Here is a 25,274-nt window from a genome sequence, read left to right on the forward strand (position 1 = left end):
ACTGGAGCAGGCGGTGGGCGTGGGTGGCCGCGCCGGCGTTCCTCGTGCTGACCGCGGCCACCGCGTTGCTGGGCGGCGGGCTGTACCTCTCCGCGCTGATCGGTCTCGGCGTCTTCGCCGTGGTGCTCGCCTTCCAGCGCGACACCGCCTGGCCGCAGTTCGCCGTCGCGGGCGCGGTTTTCGCGCTCTCACTGAGCTTGCGCACGCTCGACCGGGACGTGTGTGACTACGTCCCGGCCGGCACGCACTTCCTCTGGCACCTGCTCAACGGGCTGGTGCTCTACCTCGTTTCCCGGGCGATCATCCGTCCTCAGTGGACTTAGTGGACGCCGATCGGGCGCAGGTTCTTGTCGTGCTCGTCGGTGTGGTAGTCCTCCGGCTCGGTGTCGTCCGTGCCGTTGAACACCTTCAGCTGCCGGGCGATCACGGTGACGATCGCCGCGACCACCAGGTTGGCGATCAGCGCCACGAAACCGACGTAGATCTGGACCTGGGAGCCCGCGAACGGGTGCCAGCCGAAGATCGACATGTTGCCCAGTGCGAGCGCCGAACCGCCGAAGTGGAGCTTGCCGTTGGCCGGGTTGGGGATGCCGTACAGCATGATCAGACCCCAGCCGATGCCGACGATCCAGCCCGCGATCAGGCCCCAGCGGTGGAACCAGCGCGTGTACAGCGCGAGCGCCACGGCCGGCAGCGTCTGCAGGATCAGCACACCGCCGATGAGCTGGAGGTCGATCGAGAACTGCGGGTCGATCAGGATGATCACGGCCACCGCGCCGAGCTTCACGACCAGCGAAGCCAGCTTCGCCTGCTTCGCCTCTTCCGCCGGTGTCGCGTTCTTGCGGAGGTACTCCTTGTAGATGTTGCGGGTCCACAGGTTGGCCGCGGCGATCGACATGATCGCGGCCGGCACCAGGGCACCGATGCCGATCGCGGCGAACGCGATCCCGGCGAACCAGGACGAGAACTGGTTGTCGAACAGGACCGGGACGATCGTGTTGCCGTCCGCCTTGCCGGTCGCCGCGTTCGTCAGCGGCTTCACGCCGGCGGTGATCGCCACGTAACCGAGCAGCGCCAGCAGGCCGAGCACCAGCGAGTACGCCGGCAGCGCGACCATGTTCCGCTTGATCACGCTGCGGCCGCGCGAGGCCAGCACGCTGGTCAGCGAGTGCGGGTACAGGAACAGCGCCAGCGCCGAACCCAGGGCCAGCGTCGCGTACTGCAGCTGGTTGTTGGCCGTGAGCAGGATCGACCCGGACGGCTTGCCGGTGGCCGGGCTCGGCGTGCCGAGCTTCTTCGCCGCCGCGTCGAAGATGTGCGACCAGCCGCCGAGCTTCGAGGGCAGGTAGATGATCGCCACCAGGATCACCAGGTAGATCAGGATGTCCTTGACGAACGCGATCAGCGCGGGCGCCCGCAGGCCGGACTGGTAGGTGTAGAAGGCCAGGATGATGAAGGCGACCAGCAGCGGCAGGTGCCCGACGATGCCGGAGCCGTTGATGCCCATCGTCCGCAGCACGGCTTCGAGGCCGACCAGCTGCAGCGCGATGTAGGGCATGGTCGCGACGATGCCGGTGACCGCCACCAGCAGCGCCAGGATCGGCGAGCCGAAGCGGCCGCGCACGAAGTCGGCCGGGGTCACGTAGCCGCGGACCCGCGAAACCGACCACATCCGCAGGGCCGGGAGCAGGACGATCGGGTAGACGACGATCGTGTACGGCAGCGCGTACAGGCCGAGCGCGCCGGCGCTGAACACCAGCGCGGGCACCGCGACGAACGTGTACGCCGTGTAGAGGTCACCGCCGAGCAGGAACCAGGTGATCCACGAGCCGAACTTGCGGCCGCCGAGACCCCATTCGTCCAGGTGGTCCAGCGTGCTGCCGCGCTGCCAGCGCGACGCCATGAAGCCGAGCACGGTGACCAGGGCGAACAGGAGCGTGAAGATGATCAGCTCGGGCCACTGCAGGTTGCTCATCGAGCGTCCCCCTCGTCCAGGTCCTCGACGCTCAGCTTGTCCGGCGCGTCGACGGTCGGCTTGTCCCGCGTCATCAGGTAGACGATCCAGGTGCTGAGCACCCCGACGCCGACCATGAGGAATTGGAACCAGTAGAAGAAGGGCATCCCGAACAGCCGTGGACCGTCCATGTTGAACAGTGGCGTGACCAGGACCAGCAACGGGACGATCAGGAGCAGGTTCCACGGGCTGAACTGGAACCCGCGCACCTTTCCGTCGTGCTTCACAGTCGACATCGGACCTCACCCTTGACACTTCCGTAACCGACTGACTGACCTTAAGACCTGGGTGACAGCGAGTCACGCTTGTCCGATATCGATTTGATCGCCCCGCGCAAAGCTCTCCGACGAACGTGGGTTGCCCCGCCCGTACCGGCCCGATATCAATAGCCGACTCCGCACGCGCAAAACCCAAAAGGGGCAACCGTATGACACGACTCCGCTACGCGGTGGTGATCCCGGCGATCGCCGGCACCCTGCTGGCCGGGTTCACTCCTGCGTTCGCAGGCCAGGAGGTCGCGGCCGGTAAACAGCCGCTGAACTCCACGAACATCCCGGCGCAGTACGCGAACCAGAAGCTGGACTGGCACAAGTGCGCTGTCCCCTCCGAGCTGCCGACGGCCCCGCCCGCGGGCGCCGAGGACATGGAGTGCGCGACCTACAAGACCCCGCGCAACTGGTACCAGGCGAACGCCCAGATCGACCTGACCATCGCGGTCAGCCGCCTGAAGGCGACGCAGGACGCGACCGCCAGCGTCGTCACCAACCCCGGTGGCCCGGGCGCGCCCGGCCGCAACTTCCCGGCCCGCCTGCGCAACCAGACGAAGCTGCGCGAGCACCAGGAAATCGTCGGCTTCGACCCGCGCGGCACCGGCAAGAGCACCAACATCACCTGTGGTGGCGCCATCGGCACCGGGTCGGACCTGGACCCGCGTGACCGCGACCGCGGCAACCTGAACCTGATCCTGCAGGCGACGAAGTACGCGGCGCTGTCCTGCCAGCAGAAGTCCGGCGAGCTGGGCCCGCTGATCAACACCGACCAGACGGTCAAGGACATCGACCTGCTGCGCGTGCTGCTCGGCCGCGACAAGATCAACTGGGTCGGCTACTCGGCGGGCACCTGGATGGGTGCGCACTACGCGCAGGCCTACCCGACGCGCACCGGCCGGTTCGTCCTCGACTCGGCCACCGAGTTCACCACGACCTGGCAGAAGTCGTTCGACTGGCAGCCGCTCGGCTTCGAGCGCCGCTGGCGGCAGGACTTCCTCCCGTGGATGGCGAAGTACGACAAGCTCTACCACTTCGGCACCACCGGCGAGGCCGCCCGCCAGACCTACGAGCAGGTCCGCTACGCCCTGACCCAGGGCGCGGTCACCCTGCCCGACGGTTCGACCGTCTCGGCCAACGGCCTCGACTCGTTCATCGCGTCGCAGATCTACTCGAAGCGCGCCTTCCCCGGCCTGGCCGACTACCTGGTCAGCGTCCGCACGCTGACCCAGGGCACCGCTTCGGCGGCGGCCAAGTCGTCGGCCGCGCAGAAGGCCAAGGCCGCCGACAAGAGCACCGTCACCTACGGCGCGCAGCCGCTGATGGTGCCGGCCGACGGCGACTCCTACGACGCCAGCTTCTGGACCATCCCGTGCAACGAGGGTCCGTGGACCGGCTCGCCGAACAGCGCCATCAAGGACTCGCAGAAGCTGATCGACAAGCAGCTGCCGCTCCTGGGGGCCGGCTGGTTCATCCAGCCGTGCCTGTTCTGGAAGAAGCCGCCGTCCCCGCTGCCCGTGCTCGACGGCAAGGGTGTCCCGCCGGTGCTGATCGTCGAGTCGGAACACGACCCGGCGACGCCGATCGAGGGCGCGAAGCGCGCGCACAAGGCGTTCGCGGGTTCGCGGATGCTGACGATCACCGGTGAGGGTGACCACGGCATCTACGCCGGCGGCAACGCGGGTGTGGACAAGGTCGTGGAGGCCTACCTGATCGACGGCGTGGTGCCGAACGACCAGAGCCTGCCCGGCATGCCACTTCCGGTGCCCGCGGGCGCCTGAGGGCACTAGATGTGGTGGGGCCCCGCCGAACTCCGGTTCGGCGGGGCCTTTTCCACACCTGTGCACAGAGTTGTCCACAGGCCGTGGACAACTAGTGGTATTAGAATCACGCTCATGGTGCGGGTACCGCTGACGGACGAAGAGCGCGAACGGGGCGAACGCCTGGGCCAGGCCCTGCGGGCGGCACGCGCCGGCCGGAGCATGGTCGACGTCGCCGCCGAGGCGGAGATCTCGGTCGAGACGCTCCGGAAGATCGAGACCGGCCGGATTCCGACGCCGGCGTTCTTCACGGTGGCGGCTATTGCGGATGCCGTCGGGCTGCCGCTGGAGGAGTTGCGGGCGGCCGTCACACCTGCCGCGTCGCCGCCACTTTCGCAGGCGAGCTGACCGCCCCGGACATGCGCTGGCACCTCACCGGCGACATCGAGGACTTCCTCGCCCGGGCCGGGGACTTCCTGCGCTCACGGCCCGCGCTGCACACCTCGCAGCTGACCCGGCTCGAGAAGCTGCGGACCCAAGAAGAAAAGGGCACGCTCTTCGGCCGGCTGGAGCGGGACGGCGAGGTCCGTGCGATCTGCTACCTCCGCCCGTCGCTACGCCTGATCCTGACTCCGGTCGCACCGGACGAGGTCGACGTCCTCGCCGCGGACCTGGCCGGCCACGCATTGTGCGGAGTGACCGCGGAGGACGACTCGGCCACCGCGTTCGCCGAGGCGTGGCACCGCCGAACCGGCATGACACCGGAGCCGGGCGTGCGGGTGCGCCTGCACCGGCTCGGCACGCTCACCCCGCCCGACCCGATGCCCGAAGGCCGCGCTTCGGCCGCGCCGGACCACGCGGAGGTCGTGCGCTGGTGCAGCGAGTTCGCCACCGCGGTCGGGGACGCGCCCCTGGCCGACGAGCGGTCCTGGGCCGCCTCGAACTTCGCGGGCAAGCGGTTCACGTTCTGGGAGACCGGCGTTCCGGTCGCCATGGCCGGCTCGACCCCGGTGCTGGCCGGCATGGTCCGGATCGACCCCGTCTACACCCCGGTCCGGTTCCGCGGCCGGGGCTACGCGGGCGCGGTGACGGTGGCGGCGAGCCAGGCCGCGCTCGCCGCCGGCGCGACGGACGTGGTCCTCTACACCGATCCCGCCAACGTCACGAGCAACGCCCTGTACCGGCGCCTCGGCTTCGTCCCGATCGCCGCGTTCCGCGGGTACGACTTCCGCTAGAGCGGGCGCAGCTGCTTGAGGATGTGCTCGCGGTCGTTGAGGAACGCGCAGCCCGGCACCGGCAGGTCGTAGCTGTTCAGCAGCTTCTCGAAGTCCGAAAACTCGTCGGCCGAGAAGCCGAAGCCGACCCGGTAGGCGTGCGCGGCCAGGACGTCGGCCAGTTCCTCCCACTCGCCGGCCCACAGCAGCGTGCGGTAGTGCGTGTAGTCCTCCGGCGAAAGGCGGTTGCCGATCATCGTCAGGACGCTGTCGGCGAAGAAGCTGATGCGGTTGCCCTTGAGGTCCGCCACCGTCGGGTTCGCCGGGTCGCGGGCGGTGTCGGGGTTGCGGACCACGCCCGGCCCGGCCACCGGGTAGGCGGTGTGGACGTGCCCGTTGTCCTCGACCAGCACGATCAAGTGGACGTTGAACCGCTCGCCGGCGCAGCGCCAGCGGCCGTTGCGCTGCTGGCGCCGGGCCTCGCTGGGGTCGTTGGCGACGTCCTTGACCACGGAGATGATCTGCTCGTCGGTCCAGCCGGCCGGGAACTCGCTGGTCGCCCTGCGCCCGACGCCCGGTGCGTGCCCGCCGCCCACTCGCTGCTCCCTTCGTCGCAACGAGCGTAGGTCAAACGGCCGCGGCGAGCAGCACGATGCCGACGACCTGGAGATCGAGACCGCGGAAGAGCTGGCGGGTGAGGTTGGCCGGCATCGGGCCCATCGGGGTGTCGACGAACCCGGGATTCGCGTAGTCAACGGCGGTGCGGGTGACCGTGCGCAGGATCGAGAGCACCGAAAGCGGCACGGCGAGCCACGCGCCCGCGGCGAACGACGTCCCACCCGCGAGGGTGACCACGAACAGCGCTGTCGCCCAAAGAAGACCCACCCCGGCGAGCACCAGGCCGTGGGCCAGCACCAGGTCGCGATCCCGCGAGCCCAGCCACCGGCGGCGGCCCGGATTGCGCCACAGCTCGCCGAGCCCGCCGGCGAACGGTGTCAGCGCGACGTACGCGCCGAGGCCGACCAGGACCGCGCCCGGCACGGTCGGCACCGCGATGTGTGCGACGACGACCGCGAGGCCGACCAGCAGCGCCGCCCCCGCGTACCGCGACCGGCCGAGCGTCCCCGCCCACGCCAGCCGCAGCGGGGTCGGGCGGCGCAGCGAAAGCCCGCCGATCGGCGCGGACGGCGGGAGCAGCATCATCGGGTCGAGGAAGGTGACGGCGACCGAGCGCAGCACCCGGCCGTCCCACCCGGCGAGCAGCGCCGCCCGGCCCGCGCGCGACACCGGTTCGCCGCCGAAGGCCAGCGGCAGCGCCGCGACCAGCACCCCGGCCGCGACGAACTGCACCGTCGCCGGGCCGAGGCGGAGCGCGGCGATGCCCAGGCCGAGCACCGCGAGCGCCAGCGGGCCGAGCGCGTCGAGGCGCAACGACGTCCGCCGGGCCGACGCGAAGGCCGCCACCCCGGTCGCGGCGACGATCGCGACCGCCGCGCGCCACTCGTTCAGCCCGGCGCCGCCGACGGCGAGCAGCAGCGCGGCCAGGTAGCCGGTCACCGCGATCACGCCGGTCCAGGCGCCGAGCAGCCGGAGCGTGACGACGCGGCCGCGGTCGACCGGGGCGAAGTCGAGCCAGGTCAGCTCCGCCGGTTCGACCCAGGCGAAGCCGCGCCGCAGTAGGCCGCGCCAGCCCACCGCGCAGCACAGCGTCAGCAGCCCGAGCACGGCCGGGAAGTCCACAATGGACGATCCGTAGAGCGCCGGGCGCCAGGCGTCGACGTGGAAGAACGCGGTGAACAGGAACCCGAAGCCGAACAGGAAGACGAAGGTCGCGGTGTCGCCGCTGAAGATCCCGCCGAACCGCTTCCGGCCCGGGATCCGCATCCGCCTCGGGGTCAGCGTCACCACAGTTCGAGCACGCTGTCCGCGGCTTCCAGCAGCGGCGGGTGGTGGGTGGCCACCACGACCGCCGCGCCGGCCGCCGTCGACCGGGCGATCACCTCGACCAGCCATTCCTTGCCCGCCGTGTCCAGCGCGCGTTCCGGCTCGTCCAGCAGGAGCACCCGGTGGGGCCGCGCGGTGACGCCGAGCAGCAGCAGGCGACGCCGCTGGCCCGCGGAGAAGTGCCCGGACGTCACGCGCATGCGTTCGCCCAGGCCCGCGTCGCGCAGCAGTTTCTCGTGGTCGCCGAGGTCGGCGCCGAACGAACCCGACAGCAGTTCGAGGTGCTGCAACGGGGTCAGCTCGGCGAAGAAGTCGGAGTCGTCGAAGAGCACCGTCACCTTGCGCCGGAATTCGACGTCCCGCTCGTCCGGCACCTTGCCGTCGATCAGCACGCGGCCCCGCTGCGGCTTCTGCATGCCGTAGAAGCAGCGCATCAATGTCGACTTGCCGACACCGTTCGGCCCGACGATCGCGGCGCACTCGCCGGGGTCGACGGTGAAGTCGAGGTCGTCGAACAGCCAGAGCTCGCCGGCCCGGACGCCGAGCGCCTTCGCGTCGATCATCGGAGGGCTTCGAGGACCGGGGCGAACTCGTCGAGGAACGGCTCGAGGACGGTGAAGTAGCTGAACCCGAACCGCTCGCGGTGCGCCCGCAGCTGGTCGGCGATCTGCGCGGGCGTGCCGACCAGGGCGACCGGCAGCTCGCCGATCTCGGTGGCGCTCAGGCGGCCGCCCACCAGCTGCTCCAGCTCGGCCAGGCCGGCCGCGCGGTCGTTCGTGACCTTCACGAACTGGCAGAGCAGGTTGAACTCGACCGAAGGCGCGCGGTCGCCGAGCTTCGCCCGCACGAACGCCACGCGCTCGTCGACCTCCTCGGGCGCGGCCGCGGCCAAGGGCGAGCCGTCGGGCGTCTTGGTGGTCCCGGTGAAGCCGATGATGTCGGCGTGCTGCGCGGCCAGGCTGAGCACCCGGTCGCCGCGGCCACCCAGCAGCAGGGGCGGGCCTTCCGGACGCACCGGCGCGGGTTTGTGCTCGGGGTCGGCGTACCGCCGCTTGAGCTCGGCGATCGTCCGCTCGAGGTGGTCGACGCGCTCGCGGGCGGACGGGAACGGCATCCCGGCGGCCTCGAACTCCTCCTTGACGTACCCGGCGCCGAGCCCGAGCTCCAGGCGCCCGCCGGTGAACTGGTCGGTGCCCGTGACGTCCCGGGCGAGCAGCACCGGGTTGTAGAACGGCGCGTTGAGCACGAAGGTGTTCAGCTTGACGCGCGAGGTGACCTCGCCGGCCAGCACGAGCGCCGGGAACGGCGGCGCCATGCCCAGGTGGTCGGCCGCCGACAGGACGTCGAAGCCGAGGTCCTCGGCCTTGCGGCACTTCTCGACCCAGGCGGCACGGCTGTCCGGCACGACCATGTTGACACCGAAACGGAAATCCCCAGTCATGCCGACCAAGGTACTCACCGGAGCTTTTCGATCACCGGGCCCAGCCTGGCCAGGTCGTCTTCGAGCACGGTGAAGTAGCTGACGCCGAGGGTCTCGCGGGTGCGCAGCAGCTGCTCGGCCGCCGCTTCCGCCGAGCCGGCGACGACCGTGGCCAGCTCGCCGAGCTCCTCGACGCCGAGGTGCGGCACGAGTTCGTGGGCCGCTTCCAGGGCCGCTCGCCGGTCATCGGTGATCCGGACGAAGTGGACCATCAGGTTCAGCTCGACGTCCCGGCCGTCGAGCACCTGCTTCACGAACTCTGCGCGCTCGGCCAGCGCGGCAGCACCGGCCAGGGCCAACCGACCCTCGGCCGCTCCGGGCGCGGTGCCGGTGAGGGCGATGGTGTCGGCGTGCGCGGCGGCGAAGGTCAGCATCCGGTCGCCCCGGCCGCCGAGCAGCAGCGGCGGCCGCGGGCGGTCGGTGAACGCGCGCTCGAGCTCGGTGACCACGTCGACGAGCCGTTCGAACCGGCGGCCGGGCGTGCCCCAGTCGACGCCGGCGGCTTCGAACTCCGCGCGGACGTACCCCGCGCCGATCCCGATCTCCACCCGGCCACCGGTGAACTCGTCGAGCGCGGTGACGTCCCGGGCCAGCAGCACCGGGTTGTGGAAGCTCGCGTTCAGGACGTAGGTGTTCAGCCGGATCCGCTCGGTGGCCTCGGCGGCGAGGAGCAGAGCCGGGAGCGGCGCGACCCGGCCGAGGTGGTCGACCACGCCGACGACGTCGTAGCCGAGGTCCTCGGCTTGGCGGCACTTCGCCACCCACTCGGCCCGTGAGCCGGGCACGTACAACGCGACGCCGAAGCGGAACGGTCTCATGGCCGCGAAACTACCCGTAAAAGAACAAAGGGACGCCTCCCGGATGCGGCCGGGAGGCGTCCCCTGTCTCAGGGAGCTCAGCTGAGGCGCTGGGCCAGCGCGTCGAGCTCGTCACGCAGCGACGTCGGAACCTTGTCGCCGATCTTCTCGAACCACTCCTCGATCAGCGGCAGCTCCTCGCGCCACTCCTCGGGCTTGACGTCCAGGGCGGCCTGGATGTCCTCGAGCGGCTCGGTCAGGCCCTCGGTGTCGAGGTCCTCGGCCCGCGGCACGAAGCCGACCGGCGTCTCGACCGCGTTGCCACGGCCCTCGACGCGCTCGACGACCCACTTGAGGATCCGGGAGTTCTCGCCGAAGCCCGGCCACAGGAAGCGGCCGTCGTCGCCGCGGCGGAACCAGTTGACGTAGAAGATCTTCGGCAGCTTGTTCGCGTCGGCGTTCTTGCCCAGGTTCAGCCAGTGCTTGAAGTAGTCACCGGCGTGGTAGCCGAGGAACGGCAGCATCGCCATCGGATCGCGGCGGACGTTGCCGACCGCGCCGGCCGCCGCGGCCGTCGTCTCCGACGACATCGTGGCGCCCATGAACACACCGTGCTGCCAGTCGCGGGCCTCGTTCACCAGCGGGACCGTCGTCTTGCGGCGGCCGCCGAACAGGATCGCCGAGATCGGCACGCCCTTCGGGTCGTCCCACTCCGGCGCCAGGATCGGGCACTGCGACATCGGCGTGCAGTAGCGCGAGTTGGGGTGGGCGGCCTTCTCCTCGGAGTCCGGCGTCCAGTCCTGGCCCTTCCACGACGTGGCGTGCTGGGGCTTGTTCTCCATGCCCTCCCACCAGATGTCGCCGTCGTCGGTCAGGGCGACGTTCGTGAAGACCGTGTTGCCCTTCTCGATCGTGCGCATGGCGTTCGGGTTGGTGTGCCAGTCGGTGCCCGGCGCGACGCCGAAGAACCCGAACTCGGGGTTGACCGCGTACAGGCGGCCGTCTTCACCGAAGCGCATCCAGGCGATGTCGTCGCCCAGGGTCTCGGCGCGCCAGCCCGGGATGGTCGGCTGCAGCATGGCGAGGTTGGTCTTGCCGCAGGCGCTCGGGAACGCGGCCGCGACGTAGTGGACCTTGTCCTCCGGCGAGATCAGCTTGAGGATCAGCATGTGCTCGGCGAGCCAGCCCTCGTCGCGCGCCATCACCGAAGCGATGCGCAGCGAGTAGCACTTCTTGCCCAGCAGGGAGTTGCCGCCGTACCCCGAGCCGTAGCTCCAGATCGCGCGCTCCTCGGGGAAGTGCGAAATGTACTTCGTTTCGTTGCAGGGCCAGGAAACGTCCTTCTCGCCCGGTTCGAGCGGGTGCCCGACCGAGTGCAGCGCGGGCACGAATTCGCGCTCGCTGCCGTCCGGCGCGATGAACTTCTCGAGGGCCGCCTTGCCGGCGCGGGTCATCACGCGCATCGACGCGACAACGTAGGCGAAATCGGTGATTTCGATACCCAGCTTGGGATTCTCGTCGCCGAGCGGGCCCATGCAGAACGGGATGACGTACATCGTGCGGCCGCGCATCGAGCCGCGGAACAGCTCGGTCATGGTGGCCTTCATCTCGGCCGGGTCCATCCAGTTGTTGGTCGGACCGGCGTCCTCGGGACGCTCCGAGCAGATGAAGGTCCGGTCTTCGACGCGGGCGACGTCGTCGGGGTCGGAAGTGGCCCAGAAGGAGTTCGGCTTCGACTTGAGCTGCACGAACGTGCCCGCCTCGACCAGCTCCTGGTTGATCCGGGCGGCTTCTTCGTCAGACCCGTCGACCCACACGACCCGGTCCGGGGTGGTCAGCTCGGCGACCTCCCGGACGAAGGACAGCACGCCAGTGTGCGTCGTCGGCGCGGTGTCCAGTCCGGGGATGGCGACTGCGGTCATCTCTACTCCTGACTTCCGACGACAAATGCGCCCGCACCGGAACGACGTTGTCCCGGTGCGGGCGTCATTGCCGGCGACCGAATGGCTTCGCACACCGGCTGGCGAACCGGTGTGGATGTTTTGGGATTCCCCGAGAGTAGCCGCATGACCGGCAAGTAACCGAGAGCTGACGTGTAGGTTCTCTCACAAGAACGATAAGGGAATCGATTCAGATGTCACTTGATCGGTGTATTCGCCGAAAATCTTGCGGTGGCCCGGGACACACCTGTGACCTGCTCGTTTTCATTGAAGACATGAAGAAAGCCCGAGGCCGCAGCCCCGGGCTTTCAAACTATGACCTGGGTCACTTTCAGTTCGGCGAAATCCACTGCCCGGTGCCGGAGTCGATGCGCGCGACGCCTTCCAGGGTCTGCGTGCCGGCCTCGCCCCAGGCCGCGTCCGCGGCGGGATCGCCGTCGTTCCTCAGTCCACTGGAGACTTCGGTCCACTGACCGGGGCCGGAGTGCTCGAACGTCGTGGTCGTGCCGTCGGACTCGGTCTGCACCGCGATGTCCGCTTCGCCGTCGCCGTCCTTGTCGGTGAAGGCGATGGTGCCGCCGCTCTTCGTCTCGACGATGGCGGTGTCGTTGTGGCCGTCGTGGTCGGTGTCGATGGTCGCGACGCCCGCGTCGACTTCGCCGTCCGGCAGGTCGGCGTGGATGTGGCCGCCGGAGCTGTCGTCCCGGCCGCCGGTGTCGGAGTCGTCGTGGCCGACGCCCGCGCCGTCCTGGACCCACTGGCCGCTGGCTTCGTCGTAGACCGCCTGCTCGACGACCTTCCCGTTCTCGTCCAGCACGGCGTAGTGGTCGGCCTCGCCGTCGTGGTTCGTGTCGATGAACGCCTGGGCCGAGCCGTCGTCGTGCTCGATGATCGCGGTGTCGTTCACCCCGTCTTCGTTCACGTCGTAGTTGACCTCGGCCTGGTACTCCTGGCCGTCGACGTGGACGGTCATCGCGTCCGGGCTGCTCGCGTCGGTGTCGCTGCCGCCGCTCTCGTCGACCCACATGGCACTTCCCCCTTCGAACCGGGTAACACGCTCCGACCTGCTGTCTGAGGGTATGACTCACCGTAGGCCCGTTCGGTTCCGCTTCACAACCGGACCGGTGCTCAGGCGGTTTTGTCCCGCAGCGCCCGGATCCGCGTCAGGAAAGCTTCGGCGCGCTCGCGACCGTCACTGACCTCCTTGAGCCGCTTCGACACGACGGCGATCTTCTTGGCCCGCTCCTGCGCGCCCATCTTGATCGTCTTGTCGACTTCCTTCAGCTCCGCCTCGATGGCGTCGATGCGCCGGCCCAGCGCCTCGTCCAGGGCCATCGACAGCTGCTGCTCGGCCTCGATGAGCTGCTCGGCGACCAGCTGGTCGAGCGTCGAACGGGCGTCCGCGATGGCCTCGACCAGCCACTGCTTCATGTGCTGCTTGTCGGCCGCGTGCTTGCGCGTGCGGGCCATCCACCAGCCGGCGCCGAGACCGATGATGATCGTCGCGGGCAGCACGACTGGGTTGAGGATCGCGACGCCGGCCAGCGGCAGCGCGGCCACCTTGCCGGCCCCGACACCGCCGGAGATCCCCATGAAGACGAGCAGCTTGTCCTCGGCCGTCGGCGGCTTCTTGTCCGGCGGGCGCAGCACCACGGGCGGGCCGCCTGCCCGGGCGAACTGCGCGCGGATGACGTCGAGCTCTTCGGGCGAGAAAAGCTCCGCCAGTGAGACGTTGGTGACCTGGTTCAGCCGTTGCGAGAGCAGCATCGAAATGCGCTGCGACGTCGTCTGCAGCGCGATGTCGACCTGCTGGGGCAGCGCGGCCAGCTCGTCGCGCTTGGCGGCGTCGATCAGCTGGCGGAAGTGGGTCTGCGCGTCCCGCATCTGCCGGCTGCTTTCGTGCCCGACCTCGACGCGGGTGCGCTGCACCTCGCCGCGCAGCTTCAGCTGCCAGCCGCGGGTCGAGCTCCGGCGTTCGGCCTGCAGCTGGTCACGGCGTTCGCGCAGCTGCTCGGCCTCGGCCTCGCCCGCCGACAGCGCGCGGCTCTCGGCCTGCAGCTTCGCCTTGAGCTCGCCCAGTGCGCTGGACAGCGCGCGCAGCGTGTTCGCCTCGCCGAGCATCGCCGACCGGCCGACGAGCAGCTCCTGCAACGCCGTCTGGATCGCCGCGACGCCGGACTTCTCCCGCAGCATCGCGGCCATCTGCTCGTTGGGCGCCTTCGCCGCGGTCTCGAACATCCGCGCCGACACCGGGTGGAACACCGCTTCGGCGAAGCGGGGCGCGTAGTCGCGCAGCAGCTGCCGGTCGGCTTCCATGACCTCGCGCCAGCCGCGGAACATGTCCACCTTGGTCAGCGCGAACACGACGGTCTCGACGCGCTCGCCGACGTCCCGCAGGAACTGCAGCTCGGTCGAGGTGAACGGCGCCGAGGCGTCGACGACGAACAGCAGCGCGGTGGCGCCCGCGGCGGCTTCCTTGGCGAGCTCGCCGTGCATCGAGTCGAGCCCGCCGACCCCCGGCGTGTCGACCAGCGAAAGCCGTTCGAGCAGGGGCACCGGCCCGGTGACCTCGACGTACCGCGGCGGGATCTGCCCCGGCGGCAGCTCGTGCGCGGCGGACACCCAGTTGATCAGCTGGCCGAGGTCGATCGGCACCGGGGCGAGCTGGCCGGGGTAGCAAGCCTGCGCGCCCCAGCTGTCCGCGTGGTCGAACACCAGGTAGGTCGCGGTGGCGACGTCGGCGTCCACAGGGGACAGGCCCGGTGTCGCGAGCAGGGCGTTGACCAGCGAACTCTTCCCGCGGTTCGTCTCGCCGACGACCACGACGGCCGGCTTCTTCGGCCGGGCCTTCCGGATGTCCTCGACCCACTTGGCGGCGTCCGGATCGGCGTCGCGGACGACGGTCAGCAGCTGGTCTCGGGTCGCGGCGACCTGCGCGGGCAGGCTCGGCGCGGTCGGTGCGCTCACGGGCTCTTCTTCGCGTAGACGGTGACGATGGGGGCGCGCAGCAGGCGGTCGTGGTCGGCGAAGCCGGTGACCTCGGTTTCCGCGACGATGCCGTCGAGCGCCGGGTCTTCGGTGGGGACCGCGCCGCCGGCCTCGTGGCGGGCCGGGTCGAAGCGCTCGCCGTCGGGCCGCAGGGCCTGGACGCCGATCGCGGCGAGCCCCTCCTCCAGGCGTTCGACGACGCCGCCGCTGCGGGCGCGGTCCAGGGCGTACAGGCACATCTGGATCAGCGCCTGGCGGTCCGCGAGTGCCCGCTCGAGATCACTCACCTGCTGCAAGGGGTGCACATCGGTGTCCGACGCGGCCACGCCGCCGTCGGTTCCCTCCTTGCGAAACCACGCCATGACCCACAGTCTGGCGGACTCACCCACCCTCCGGGGATGAAACCGGGCGAAGGAACCGGATCAGGATCGTCCGGAGGATCGCCTGCTCGGCGGCCAGATCGAGGCCGGGGTCGATGCTGGCCCGCGAAATCATCGCGTCGATCAGGCCGGCCAGCCAGCCGGCGACCGCGCGCGGGGCGACGCCGGGGTCGATCTGCCCGGCCGCGCCGGCGCGGGCGACCAGGACGGCCAGGCCGTCCCGCATCGCCCGGTCGTTGCGCTGGATCAGCTCGGCGAACTCGTCATCGCGGGCGGCCTGGGCGGCGGCTTCCAGCACGAGCCGGACGACCGCGGGGTGCGCGACCTGGCCCGCCAGCTCGGTCACGACGTCGAGCAGCGCGGCCAGCGGATCGTCCGTCTTCGCGGCGGCTTCGAGGCGATCGGCCGTCTCGGCGGCGTCGTCGGTGAAGATCGCCGTGAAGACCGCACGCTTGCTGGGGAAGTAGTGGAAGAGGCTGCCGGAGCTGATGCCCGCGGCCCGGCAGATGTCCGCGGTCGTCGTCCGCTCGAAGCCCTTCTCCGCGAAGCAGCCGGCCGCCGCGTCGACGATCGACGCGCGCTTGGCCGCGTGCTTGGCCGGGTCGACCGTCCTCATCGCTCGACCGGCTCGTCCTGCCAGGGGTAGCCGTGCTCGGCGAAGGCCGGCGCCAGCTCGCGGCCGGTGAGGTCGGTCTTCTCGCGGGCGATCTCCCGGCCGTCGGTCGTGCGCAGGACGAGCTCCTTGCCGTCGAGGTAGACGGCTTCGAGGTCGGCCTCGATGCGGCGGGTCTTGTCGCCGCGGACCAGGGTGACCCGGGTCGGCGACACCGTGACGACGAGGCGCTCGTGCGCCCAGATCGCGGCGAACAGCAGGCCGAGCACGAGCCCGCCGCCGACCGCGGCCAGCGTCGCCCACGGCTGCGGCAGCTTCGTGAGCACCTTGAACACGCCCTGGAAGGGGAAGGCGGGCAGGTCGCTGACCCACGCGGCGATGGCCCAGACGCCCACGCCGAGCGCACCCCCGATGAGCGGGCAGCCGACCCAGGACCCGGTGCGCAGCCACGACGGCTCGTCGACGGTCGTCTCCATGCGGTCCATTATTAGACCGCGTGCTCGGTTTATGAAACCGGGGGTTCAGACGAGCTGGTCGATGACCTCGCGGAGGACCGCTTCGAGGCCCGGTCCGTTCTCGGCGAGGCGGGACGACACGAGCAGCTGGTCCTCGGCCGTGCGCAGCCAGATCGAACCAGCGACCGAGATTTCGATGACGTTGAGGCGGAAGGGGTAGGCGCGGCGGCCCAGGCGGACTTCGGCCTCGCGGACCAGCTGGCCGAGCCGCTCGCCGGCCACGATCTGGCGGCGGTAGAAGCCGGGGGCCCACGGGGTGCTGCCCGACGGCTCGTGCGACCCGCGCAGGGCGGGGCCGCGGGCGTTGGCGAAGTGGCGGGCCGCGGCCGGGGCGAAGAAGTCGACCGCCTGGCGTATCGCCGAGCCGGGGGCGAGTGCGGGCCTGCCGTAACGGATGCGCGGGCTGCGCGGGTCCGGGTCCTCGCGGTTGCGCAGGAAGGCGAGCAGGTCGACCCACCAGCCGGCCCAGTGCGCCTGGACGGCCGCGCGGTCGAGCCCGGCCGGGATGTGCACCGGCACCTGCGGTTCCACCGGCGGCAGCACCTGCCCCTCGGAAACGGACAGCGCCAAGGCGTCCCGGATGTACAGCGCGACGTCGACCTCGGTCTCGCTGCTCCAGCCGGCTCGCCAGGATGTCGTGTTTTCTAGGCGCACGCTTCAACAGTACGCGGAAAAACGCGCCTACCAGGGAGAGTTGGCAAGCCGAAACAACCTCAGGCTTCGCGGACCTGTTGCCAGATCAAGAAGTACGCCCGGTGCACGACGTGCGCGACGCGGCTCTGCGCCGGCGTCGCCCCGAAGGAGGCGAAGGACCGCCACCAGCCCGCGCGTTCGAGCGCGTGCGCGGCCAGCTCCTGGCGCGGGGCGCCGGGCTTGCCGAGCTGGGCGCCGATGTCGGCGTTGCTGCCGACCCGCAGCACCTCTTCGGACAGGTCCTCCGGCATGTCGACCGCGCCGGACGCGACCAGCGTCAGCGCTTCGAGCAGCCGCAGCTGGTGGGCCTCGGGCTTGGCGAGGAGTACTTCGATCGCATCGTGGACACGCTGGCGTTCGGCGGGGTCGGCCGAGGCGTGCGCGAGCGCGGTCACCGAGGCCAGGGCCGCGGCCGCCTTGATGCCGTCGGCGCGGGCGGCGAACACGATCGACAGCCGCTGCCGGACGGCTTCGAGACCGGACGCGTCGAGCAGCGCCCGCCGCAGCGCGCCCGCCGTGATCTCCGGTTCCTTGCGAATGGCCTCGACCGCGTGCGAAATGCCGAACAGGTCGAGCTTCTCCAGCAGCCGCAGCCGGGTGCCCGCCGGGACGTCGCACTCCCAGCTGGTGAAGATGTCGGCCGAGATCAGCATGGTCTGCAGGACGTCGTCGTCGAGCTCGGCGAGCTGCCGCAGGGCCTCGGCGTCGGCGGAGGTGAAGCCGCCGGACTCGGCGGACTCGGCGATCAGCCCGATCACCGGCAGCACGTCGGCGACGCGCGGCTTCAGCGTGGACGCCTGCTTCTCGGCGAGCAGCGTCGCGGCCTTCCAGACGTCGCCGCCGGACCCGTCGACCGACTCGGGCGCGATGGTGTCGGCCTTGTTGAGGACGGCGATCGCGTTGACCGGGCCCGCCTCGCGGCTCGCCGTGGCCGCGGTGAAGGCGGCGAGGGCCTGCTGGTCGTCCGCGCGGACGCCCTGCGTGACGACGTACAGCACGGCTTCCGCACCGGCGACGGCGTTGCGCGAGGTGTCGTCGAGCTCGTCCGAACCCTCTTCGTCGTCCTCTTCTTTGCGGTGCTTCGCCGCACCCAGCAGCTGCTCGGTGCGGGACACCGAAGCGGCGTCGAGCGAGCCGAGGCCGGGGGTGTCGATCACCGTCATGCCCTGCAGGACGGCGTTGGTCAGGTACGCCTCGATGTGCGACACCTGCTCGATGTCGACGCCCAGCTCGGCGGGGATCATGCCGTCGGCGGCGAACGGGAGCACCTGCTTGCGGCCGTCGGTGAAGACGATCTCGACGCGGTCCACCGTGCCGTACTGGAACCGGGTGACCAGCCGGGTGCACTCGCCGATGTCGGTCGGCGCGACCCGGCGCCCGATCAGGGCGTTGACCAGCGTCGACTTGCCCGACTTGATCCGGCCGGCCACGGCCACCTGCAGCGGCGCCCCGAGCCGGCGCAGCACCTCGGCGAACCCGGCGGCGGTGCGTGCGGACACCTGCGGCTGCAGGCGGTGACACAGGTTGGCCACCGACATCGACAGCGGACCCGCGAGCCGGCCCTGCTCCGGTGACGTCACGGCCCCCAGTCCTCCCCGTCGTTCGGCGACCCGTGAATCGTGCCATGCGGGTCATCCCCAGGTCGCACCGAAGGTGGTACCGCCGGCCGACGCGCGGTTTCCGCGCCGCGACCTAGTGTTGTGTGGTGCGACGGCTGAGCCTCTGGATGCGTGCCCACCCCATGGCGGGCGACTCGGTCCTCGCCGTCCTGCTCGGCCTGTTCGACCTGCTGGTGTTCGCCGCCGGCGCCCTGGACGAGGGCCCCGGGCTGCCGCCCTGGTACGTCACCGTGCCGGTGGAACTCGCGATGATCCTGCCGCTGGTGTTCCGGCGGCGGTCACCACTGTGGTCGGCCTACGTCGTGCTGGTGATCGGTGTCGTGCACGCGACGCTGGAGCTGGGCATCTCGAGCATCGCCGGCCTCGCGATGAGCATCTACTCGGTCGTCGTCTACGCCGGGCGGCGGCCGGGGCTGGTGTACGTCGGCGCGGTCGTGGCCGGCTCGGCCCTGATGCTCGCGCTCGGCCCCTCGGACGAGCTCGTCATCTCGGCGCTGTTCCTGGCGTTCGGGATCGCCCTGTGCTGGACCCTCGGCGAGTTCGTCGGGGCCCGGCGCGCCTACGACGTCGAAGTGGAGGCCAGGTTGCACCTGCTCGAGACCGAACGGGACCAGGCCACCCGGATCGCGGTGGCCGAGGAACGCGGGCGGATCGCCCGCGAGCTGCACGACGTCGTCGCGCACGCGGTGAGCGTCATGGTCGTGCAGGCCGACGGCGCGTCCTACGCGATCCAGAGCAACCCCGAGCTCGCTCAGCGGGCTCTGCAAACGATTTCCGAGACCGGCCGCGGCGCGCTCGGCGAACTGCGGCGCCTGCTGGACGTGCTCCGCAGCGACGACGCGGAGGGCGAGCCCCGGGTGCCGCAGCCGGACGCGCACGCCCTCGCCGAGCTGGCCGACCGGATGCGCACCGCCGGCGTGCCGGTGGACCTGGAGCTCGGCGAGCTCGGCGACCTGCCGGCCGGTGTCTCGCTGGGCGTCTACCGGATCGTGCAGGAGTCGCTGACCAACACGCTCAAGCACGCCGGCCGCGGCGCGACGGCTTCGGTGCGGGTGCACCGCACCGGCGACCTCGTCGAGGTGCTGGTGTCCGACGACGGCGCGGGCGCCGCCCAGCTCGTCCCGGCCGGGCGGGGCGACCGGCGGCTGCCGGGCGGGAACGGCCTGATCGGCATGCGCGAACGCGCGCACGTGTACGGCGGGACGCTCGACGTGGGCCCCGCTCCGGGTGGAGGGTGGCAGGTCCGTGCGGCCCTGCCGGTTAGGTTGGACAAGTGATCCGGGTGGTGGTCGTCGACGACCAGGAACTGATGCGCGTCGGGTTCCGGATGGTGCTGGGCGCCCAGGAGGACATCGACGTCGTCGGCGAGGCGGGCGACGGCGCGCAGGCCATCGAGCTGGCCGAAAAGCTGCGCCCCGACGTCGTGCTGATGGACGTCCGGATGCCGGTGCTGGACGGCGTCGAGGCGACGAAGCGGATCGTCGCCGCGGGCACCGCGCGCGTGCTGGTGATGACGACGTTCGACCTCGACGAGTACGTCTACGCGGCGCTGCAGGGCGGGGCGAGCGGGTTCCTGCTCAAGGACACCCAGCCCGGCCACCTGGTTTCGGCGTTGCGCGCGGTCGCTTCGGGCGACGCGGTGGTGTCGCCGTCGGTGACCCGCCGCCTCCTGGACCGCTTCGTCGGCACGGGCGGCGCGCCGATGCGGGACACCACCGAGCTGGACGTGCTCACCGACCGCGAGCGCGAGGTGCTCGTGCTGATCGCCAAGGGTATGTCGAACCTGGAGATCGCCGAGGCGCTGTTCCTGTCCGAGGCGACGGTGAAGACGCACGTCGGGCGGATCCTGGCGAAGCTGGAGCTGCGGGACCGGGTGCAGGCCGTGGTGCTGGCCTACGAAACCGGTCTCGCGCGCCCCGGCCTGGGCTGACGCCGGGTCAGAGCCGGGTCGCCGCGCGGACCAGGCCGGCGAGGGCCAGCGAACGGCTGTGCGGTGGCCAGGCGATCACCGTGGTCACGGTCGGCGCGTCCGGAACCGGCACGGCGACCAGGCCCTCGAGCAGCGCGGCGCGGCTGGACTCGGGCATGACCACCGTGGTGCGGCCGAGCGCGATCAATTGGAAGAGCTGGGTCTGGTTGCGGACTTCCGCACCGGGGCCGTCGGGGTAGGTGCCGCCGGGGCCGGGCCAGCGGGCCAGGGGCAGTTCCGGCAGTGAAGTGACCTCCGCCAGCCGGACCTGGGACCGGCCGGCGAGCGGGTGCGCGGCGGGGAGGATGGCGACCTGCCCTTCCACGGCCAGGACCTCGGTGTCGAGATCGGCCGTCGAGTCGAAGGGCTGGTGCAGCAGGGCGACGTCGGCCCGGCCGTCGTGCAGCGCCTGCTGGGGCTGCGATTCGCAGAGCAGCAGGTCGACGGCGACGGCACCCGGCTCGGCCGCGTACGCGTCGAGCAGTTTCGCGAGCAGTTCGCCGGACGCCCCGGCCTTCGCGGACAGGACGAGCGACGGCGGGCTGGCGGCGGCGGCCCGGGTCCGTCGTTCGGCCGCGGCCAGCGCGCCGAGGATCGCCCGGCCTTCGGTCAGCAGCACCGAGCCGGCACCGGTGAGCGTGACCTTGCGGCTGGTGCGTTCCAGCAACGCGACGCCGAGCCGCCGCTCGAGCTGGGCGATCGTCCGCGAGAGCGGCGGCTGGGCGATGCCGAGGCGTTCGGCGGCCCGGCCGAAGTGCAGCTCCTCGGCGACCGCGACGAAGTAGCGCAACTCCCTCGAGTCCACCCGCTCAGGCTACCCGCCAGACCGATACCACCGGGGTATCGTCGCTCGTCGTCGAGGGTGTTGGTGCTCCGCCGGGACGCACCCATGATCGGGGCATGAACGAACGGACGGTCGCGCTGGTCACCGGCGCGAACAAGGGAATCGGCTTCGAGATCGCGGCCGGGCTCGGCGCGCTGGGCTGGAGCGTCGGCGTCGGGGCGCGCGACGACCAGCGCCGGGAGGATGCCGTGGCGAAGCTGCGCGCGGCCGGCGTCGACGCGTTCGGCGTGCCCCTCGACGTCACCGACGACGCGAGCGTGGCGGCCGCCGCGGCCCTCGTCGAGAGGCGCGCCGGACGGCTCGACGTCCTGGTCAACAACGCCGGCATCGCGGGCGCCTGGCCGGACGAGCCGTCGGCCGTCACGCCGGAGAACCTGCGGGCGGTCGTCGAGACCAACGTGATCGGCGTCGTCCGGGTCACCAACGCGATGCTGCCGCTGCTGCGCCGCTCCGCGCACCCGCGGATCGTCAACCAGTCCAGCCACGTCGGGTCGCTGACCCTGCAGACCACGCCGGGGGTCGACCTCGGCGGGGTCAGCGGGGCGTACTCGCCGTCGAAGACGTTCCTCAACGCGATCACCGTCCAGTACGCCAAGGAGCTGGCCGGCACGCCGATCAAGATCAACGGCAGCTGTCCCGGCTACGTCGCCACCGAGCTGAACGGCTTCCACGGCACGAGCACGCCCGAGGACGGCGCCAAGGTCGCCGTCCGGCTCGCCACCCTGCCCGACGACGGCCCGACCGGCGGGCTGTTCGACGACGCCGGGCCGGTGCCGTGGTGACGTCGGTCAGCGGAAGTCGTCCGGCGGGGTCGTCGCCGGGTCCTTGCCCGCGTGGCGGACTTCGGTGAGCCAGCGGCCGAAGTCCGGCCGGTCCCCGTCGACGTCCGTGTAGCCGTACTCCTTCATCAGCGTCCAGGAGGCCACCGTCTGGCCGGCGAAGCGGGCGACGTCCGGGTCCTGCGCCAGGGCCGCGACGCCACGGGCCAGCAGGTACGGCGTCTCGGAGATCTTGAAGTCGACCGGCGCGATCTTGCCGACCGCGTCACGCCAGTTGTCCTCGGTGACCTCGAAGATGTCCAGCATCGACTCCGAGCGCAGGAAGCCCGGCGTCACCGCGAAGCCGACGCAGCCGTACTCCTTCAGCTCCGCGCCGAGGGCGCGGCCGAGCGCGCGGATGCCGCACTTGGCCAGGTAGTAGGGGAAGCCGGCGCCGACGTAGTCGTCGTTGTCGCCGTCGGTCACCTCCAGCACCAGACCGCGGCGGGCGATCACCAGCGGCAGGAGCTTGTGCAAGGCGATGAGGTGGGTGTCCAACGCGTTGTGCGTCAGCTTGAGCGCGTCGTCGAGGGGCGTCTCCCAGTAGGGCGCGTCGAAGTGGAAGTACATGTCGCCGCCCCAGACGTCGTCGACCAGGATGTCGATTCCGTCCACTTCGGACTCGATGCGGGCCTTCAGCGCGTCCACATCGGACTGTGAGGTGAAGTCGCAGCGGACGACGACCGCCTTGCCGCCCGCCGCCTCGACCAGCTCGCCCGTCTCTTCGATCGTCTCCGGGCGCTTCATCGGTGACGCCGTTTCGCGCGTGGTGCGGCCGGTGACGTACACCGTCGCGCCCGCGCGGCCCAGCTCCACCGCGATCGCCCGGCCGCAGCCCCGGGTCGCCCCGGTGACCACCGCGACCTTGCCCGCCAAACTCATGCTTCCTCCCGTCCCCGCCACGCGGACAGCACCGCGTCGACGTCCTCCGCCAGCCGGTCGGCCAGCCGCCCGTGCGGCCGGATCGACCAGTCGATCGACACCCCGTTGATCACGCCGAGCACCGCACGGGCCGCGCGCGGCACGCTCGGCGCGTGCGGCAGCGAAGGAGCCGCCGCCCGCACCAGCCGCCGCAGTTCGTCCTCGACCGCCGTGAAGTGCTCGCCCAGCAGCGACCGCAGCACCGGGTCGCCGATGTCCACGCCGAGCTGGCCCAGGTGGTTCGCCGCTTCTTCGGCGTCACCGAGCACCGCGTAGACCGCCACCGCCGCGGCGCGCAGGCCGTCGACCGGGTCGTCTGCCCGCTCGGCGCACTCCCGCATCTGCTCGACCGCCCGCCGCGTGGCCCGCCGGCTCATCTCCTGCAGCAGGCCGCTCTTGGAGCCGAACCGCTGCGCGACCGTGCCGACCGATACCCCGGCCTCGGCCGCCACCTGAGCCAGTGTGAAACCGGGGCCGCAGCGGCCGATCACGGTCTCCGCCGCACCCAGCAGCCGCTCATCGGTGATGCTCCTCGGCCGGGCCACCCCATTATTGAACCACAGTTCATTAATGGGGTCGAATCAGGGTTGACTCAGGGTCATCACGGATCGCGCATCGGCCGAAGAGCCAGCAAGGTACTACTCAGGTAGGGGGAGTGGTTCGGCCTCCAGGGTGACGCGCAAACCATCCCCGACCCGCGACGATGAACGCGTCGTAAGCGAGGGGCGGAAGAGGAGCAGTCATGATCGAGGCAACGGGCCTCACCAAACGGTACGGAAAAACGCTGGCGGTGAACAACCTGTCGTTCTCCGTGTCCGCGGGGCAGGTCACCGGCTTCCTCGGTCCGAACGGGGCGGGCAAGTCCACCACCATGCGGATGATCCTCGGCCTGGACAACCCGACGGGCGGCCAGGTCACCATCGGGGGCAAGAAGTACCACGACCTCAAGGAGCCGCTGCGCACCGTCGGCGCGCTGCTCGACGCGAAGTGGGTGCACCCGAACCGCTCGGCGCGCGCCCACCTGCTGTGGATGGCGAAGTCCAACCGCATCCCGGCCACCCGCGTCGACGAAGTCCTCGAGACGGTCGGCCTGACGAGCGTCGCGGACAAGCGCGCCGGCGGGTTCTCGCTCGGCATGTCGCAGCGCCTCGGCATCGCGGCCGCCCTGCTCGGCGACCCCGAGGTGCTGCTGTTCGACGAGCCGGTGAACGGCCTCGACCCCGAGGGCATCCTCTGGATCCGGAAGTTCATGCACCGGCTGGCCGAGGAAGGCCGCACGGTGTTCGTCTCCAGCCACCTGCTTTCGGAGATGGCGCTGACCGCGAGCAACCTCGTGGTGATCGGCCGGGGACAGCTGATTTCGCAGTCGTCCACCGAAGACTTCGTCGCCCGCGCGGCCGAGAACACGGTGAAGGTGCGTTCTCCGCAGCTGGCCGAGCTCCGCGACGCCCTGCAGCGCGCCAGCGCCGGCGTCGTCGAGGAGGCGAACGCGCTCGTGGTGTCCGGGATGGACAGCGACAAGATCGGCGAGATCGCCGCCGCCAACCGGATCGTGCTGCACGAGCTGAGCCCGCAGACCGGCTCGCTCGAACAGGCCTTCATGCAGATCACCGGCGACTCCGTCGAGTACCACACCGGCCTCGACGCCGAGGCGCAGCACGTGCTCGAGTCCGCCAAGTAACCGGGGAAACCAAGACCATGAACCTGCTCGCCGTGGAACGCATCAAGCTGTTCTCGACCCGCTCGCCGTGGTGGTGCGCGCTCATCACCCTGGCCCTGACCATCGGCTTCGCGGCCATCATCGCCGGCGCGACGCCGTCCGACGCCCAGCTCACGCTGCCGGCCACCCAGTTCGGCGGCTCCCAGTTCGGCATCGCCGTCGTCATGGTGCTCGCCGCGCTCGCGGTGACCACCGAATACCGCTTCAACACCATCCGCACGACGTTCCAGGCCGTGCCGCACCGCTCGCCGGCGCTGGTCGCCAAGGCGATCGTGGTCGCGCTGGTCGCGTTGGTCATCGGCGAGCTCGCCGCGTTCGGCGCCCTCGGCCTCGGCATGCTGATGCGGCCGAACGACGGCCTCGGCCTGCACACCTCGCAGGACTGGATGAACGTGGCCGGGCTCGGGCCGGTGTTCGCGCTCAGCGCCGTGCTCGCGGTGGCGCTCGGCATCCTCATCCGGCACAGCGCCGGGGCGATCGCCCTGCTGCTGATCTACTACTTGGCCGTCGAGGAGCTCGTGCAGCTGATCCCGAAGATCGGCAACCACATCCACGAGTGGATGCCGTTCAACGTGGCCAACAAGTTCCTCCGCGGCTCCGCGGTGGTCGACGGCCCGCCGCCGTCGGACTCGCCGCTGAGCCCCGGCTGGGCGCTGGCGTACTTCGCCGGCATCGCGCTCGTGTTCCTGCTGGTCGCGCTCGGGGTCGCGAAGAAGCGGGACGCGTAGGGGGTAACAGGGGAAAAAGGGGAGAACACCGGATCCGGGTCGCGCTGTCGG

26 protein-coding genes and 1 pseudogene are annotated in these 25,274 nt (G+C 70.8%); 9 read left to right on the plus strand and 18 right to left on the minus strand.

Translation table 11 applies throughout. The features are described 5' to 3' along the window. Positions 1–323: pseudogene (locus tag ACWDN5_RS26950) on the plus strand (hypothetical protein); the annotation flags it as partial. Here ACWDN5_RS26950 and mctP read toward each other — a convergent pair. Both mctP and ACWDN5_RS26960 read right to left on the minus strand, forming a co-directional pair. Next, positions 320–1,975, minus strand: coding sequence for a monocarboxylate uptake permease MctP (mctP, locus tag ACWDN5_RS26955; protein ID WP_449678236.1), 1,656 nt, complete (start codon positions 1,973–1,975; stop codon positions 320–322). The pseudogene ACWDN5_RS26950 and the gene mctP overlap by 4 nt on opposite strands. Next, positions 1,972–2,250, minus strand: coding sequence for a DUF3311 domain-containing protein (locus ACWDN5_RS26960; RefSeq protein ID WP_310969647.1), 279 nt, complete (start codon positions 2,248–2,250; stop codon positions 1,972–1,974). Before ACWDN5_RS26960 ends, mctP begins: the two co-directional genes overlap by 4 nt. 191 nt (positions 2,251–2,441) lie before the next feature. Here ACWDN5_RS26960 and ACWDN5_RS26965 point away from each other — a divergent pair, with 191 nt between their 5' ends. The 3 genes from ACWDN5_RS26965 to ACWDN5_RS26975 all read left to right on the plus strand — a co-directional run bounded on the left by ACWDN5_RS26965 (position 2,442) and on the right by ACWDN5_RS26975 (position 5,275). Then, a complete protein-coding gene (locus ACWDN5_RS26965; protein WP_310969648.1) occupies positions 2,442–4,061 on the plus strand; it encodes an alpha/beta hydrolase in 1,620 nt (539 codons plus the stop codon). Positions 4,062–4,175: 114 nt separating this feature from the next. Further along, positions 4,176–4,448 carry a helix-turn-helix domain-containing protein gene (locus ACWDN5_RS26970; protein WP_310969649.1) on the plus strand — a complete coding sequence of 91 codons (273 nt, stop codon included), beginning with the start codon at positions 4,176–4,178 and terminating at the stop codon, positions 4,446–4,448. A gap of 11 nt (positions 4,449–4,459) precedes the next feature. Beyond that, a complete protein-coding gene (locus ACWDN5_RS26975) occupies positions 4,460–5,275 on the plus strand; it encodes a GNAT family N-acetyltransferase (RefSeq protein WP_449678237.1) in 816 nt (271 codons plus the stop codon). Here ACWDN5_RS26975 and ACWDN5_RS26980 read toward each other — a convergent pair. The 13 genes from ACWDN5_RS26980 to ACWDN5_RS27040 form a co-directional block, all read right to left on the minus strand. Continuing rightward, positions 5,272–5,850 (minus strand): EndoU domain-containing protein, encoded by a 579-nt coding sequence (locus ACWDN5_RS26980; protein ID WP_310968450.1) that lies wholly within the window; start codon positions 5,848–5,850, stop codon positions 5,272–5,274. The two genes, ACWDN5_RS26975 and ACWDN5_RS26980, sit on opposite strands and share 4 nt — an antisense overlap. A gap of 31 nt (positions 5,851–5,881) precedes the next feature. Further along, positions 5,882–7,162: a hypothetical protein gene (locus tag ACWDN5_RS26985; RefSeq protein WP_449678238.1), complete on the minus strand. Its 1,281-nt coding sequence runs from the start codon at positions 7,160–7,162 to the stop codon at positions 5,882–5,884. Further along, a complete protein-coding gene (locus ACWDN5_RS26990) occupies positions 7,156–7,761 on the minus strand; it encodes an ABC transporter ATP-binding protein (RefSeq protein WP_449678239.1) in 606 nt (201 codons plus the stop codon). Before ACWDN5_RS26990 ends, ACWDN5_RS26985 begins: the two co-directional genes overlap by 7 nt. Further along, positions 7,758–8,639, minus strand: a complete 882-nt coding sequence (locus ACWDN5_RS26995; protein ID WP_449678240.1) for an LLM class F420-dependent oxidoreductase — start codon at positions 8,637–8,639, stop codon at positions 7,758–7,760. Before ACWDN5_RS26995 ends, ACWDN5_RS26990 begins: the two co-directional genes overlap by 4 nt. Positions 8,640–8,653: 14 nt before the next feature. Then, positions 8,654–9,496, minus strand: a complete 843-nt coding sequence (locus tag ACWDN5_RS27000) for a TIGR03621 family F420-dependent LLM class oxidoreductase (protein WP_449678241.1) — start codon at positions 9,494–9,496, stop codon at positions 8,654–8,656. 77 nt (positions 9,497–9,573) lie between these two features. Beyond that, entirely contained in the window at positions 9,574–11,397 is a 1,824-nt protein-coding gene (locus ACWDN5_RS27005; protein ID WP_310968445.1) for a phosphoenolpyruvate carboxykinase (GTP), read from the minus strand. 349 nt (positions 11,398–11,746) lie between these two features. Next, positions 11,747–12,442 (minus strand): hypothetical protein, encoded by a 696-nt coding sequence (locus tag ACWDN5_RS27010; protein ID WP_449678242.1) that lies wholly within the window; start codon positions 12,440–12,442, stop codon positions 11,747–11,749. Positions 12,443–12,543: 101 nt separating this feature from the next. Next, on the minus strand, positions 12,544–14,382 hold the full coding sequence (locus ACWDN5_RS27015) for a dynamin family protein (protein ID WP_449678243.1): 1,839 nt from the start codon (positions 14,380–14,382) through the stop codon (positions 12,544–12,546). Beyond that, positions 14,379–14,765 carry a nucleotide exchange factor GrpE gene (locus ACWDN5_RS27020; RefSeq protein ID WP_449678244.1) on the minus strand — a complete coding sequence of 129 codons (387 nt, stop codon included), beginning with the start codon at positions 14,763–14,765 and terminating at the stop codon, positions 14,379–14,381. Before ACWDN5_RS27020 ends, ACWDN5_RS27015 begins: the two co-directional genes overlap by 4 nt. A 19-nt stretch (positions 14,766–14,784) precedes the next feature. Continuing rightward, the gene (locus ACWDN5_RS27025; RefSeq protein ID WP_310968440.1) at positions 14,785–15,399 is read right to left on the minus strand and encodes a TetR/AcrR family transcriptional regulator; all 615 of its coding nucleotides are present in this window, start codon (positions 15,397–15,399) and stop codon (positions 14,785–14,787) included. Beyond that, positions 15,396–15,872: a YqeB family protein gene (locus ACWDN5_RS27030; RefSeq protein WP_449678245.1), complete on the minus strand. Its 477-nt coding sequence runs from the start codon at positions 15,870–15,872 to the stop codon at positions 15,396–15,398. Before ACWDN5_RS27030 ends, ACWDN5_RS27025 begins: the two co-directional genes overlap by 4 nt. A gap of 45 nt (positions 15,873–15,917) precedes the next feature. After that, positions 15,918–16,565, minus strand: coding sequence for a hypothetical protein (locus tag ACWDN5_RS27035; protein WP_449678246.1), 648 nt, complete (start codon positions 16,563–16,565; stop codon positions 15,918–15,920). Between the two features lie 59 nt (positions 16,566–16,624). Then, positions 16,625–18,184, minus strand: a complete 1,560-nt coding sequence (locus tag ACWDN5_RS27040) for a dynamin family protein (protein WP_449678247.1) — start codon at positions 18,182–18,184, stop codon at positions 16,625–16,627. Between the two features lie 146 nt (positions 18,185–18,330). Between ACWDN5_RS27040 and ACWDN5_RS27045 the strand changes: the two genes are divergently transcribed. Together ACWDN5_RS27045 and ACWDN5_RS27050 are read left to right on the plus strand one after the other, a co-directional pair. Beyond that, positions 18,331–19,500 carry a sensor histidine kinase gene (locus tag ACWDN5_RS27045; protein ID WP_449678257.1) on the plus strand — a complete coding sequence of 390 codons (1,170 nt, stop codon included), beginning with the start codon at positions 18,331–18,333 and terminating at the stop codon, positions 19,498–19,500. After that, positions 19,497–20,153 carry a response regulator transcription factor gene (locus ACWDN5_RS27050; protein WP_310968437.1) on the plus strand — a complete coding sequence of 219 codons (657 nt, stop codon included), beginning with the start codon at positions 19,497–19,499 and terminating at the stop codon, positions 20,151–20,153. The genes ACWDN5_RS27045 and ACWDN5_RS27050 overlap by 4 nt, the downstream gene beginning before the upstream one ends. A 7-nt stretch (positions 20,154–20,160) precedes the next feature. Here ACWDN5_RS27050 and ACWDN5_RS27055 read toward each other — a convergent pair whose 3' ends face one another. Beyond that, positions 20,161–20,997, minus strand: a complete 837-nt coding sequence (locus ACWDN5_RS27055) for a LysR family transcriptional regulator (protein ID WP_449678248.1) — start codon at positions 20,995–20,997, stop codon at positions 20,161–20,163. Positions 20,998–21,092: 95 nt separating this feature from the next. Here ACWDN5_RS27055 and ACWDN5_RS27060 point away from each other — a divergent pair, with 95 nt between their 5' ends. Next, on the plus strand, positions 21,093–21,818 hold the full coding sequence (locus tag ACWDN5_RS27060; protein WP_310968435.1) for an SDR family oxidoreductase: 726 nt from the start codon (positions 21,093–21,095) through the stop codon (positions 21,816–21,818). 6 nt (positions 21,819–21,824) lie between these two features. Here ACWDN5_RS27060 and ACWDN5_RS27065 read toward each other — a convergent pair whose 3' ends face one another. Both ACWDN5_RS27065 and ACWDN5_RS27070 read right to left on the minus strand, forming a co-directional pair. Then, a complete protein-coding gene (locus tag ACWDN5_RS27065; RefSeq protein ID WP_449678249.1) occupies positions 21,825–22,736 on the minus strand; it encodes an SDR family NAD(P)-dependent oxidoreductase in 912 nt (303 codons plus the stop codon). Then, positions 22,733–23,320: a TetR/AcrR family transcriptional regulator gene (locus ACWDN5_RS27070; RefSeq protein WP_310968433.1), complete on the minus strand. Its 588-nt coding sequence runs from the start codon at positions 23,318–23,320 to the stop codon at positions 22,733–22,735. The genes ACWDN5_RS27065 and ACWDN5_RS27070 overlap by 4 nt, the downstream gene beginning before the upstream one ends. 197 nt (positions 23,321–23,517) lie before the next feature. On the opposite strand from ACWDN5_RS27070, the gene ACWDN5_RS27075 reads away from it, so the two are divergent. Together ACWDN5_RS27075 and ACWDN5_RS27080 are read left to right on the plus strand one after the other, a co-directional pair. Beyond that, a complete protein-coding gene (locus tag ACWDN5_RS27075) occupies positions 23,518–24,456 on the plus strand; it encodes an ABC transporter ATP-binding protein (RefSeq protein ID WP_449678250.1) in 939 nt (312 codons plus the stop codon). 17 nt (positions 24,457–24,473) lie between these two features. Next, positions 24,474–25,223 carry an ABC transporter permease gene (locus ACWDN5_RS27080; RefSeq protein ID WP_310968431.1) on the plus strand — a complete coding sequence of 250 codons (750 nt, stop codon included), beginning with the start codon at positions 24,474–24,476 and terminating at the stop codon, positions 25,221–25,223. Positions 25,224–25,274: the final 51 nt, after the last annotated feature.

Source organism: Amycolatopsis sp. NPDC003731 (assembly GCF_053586895.1).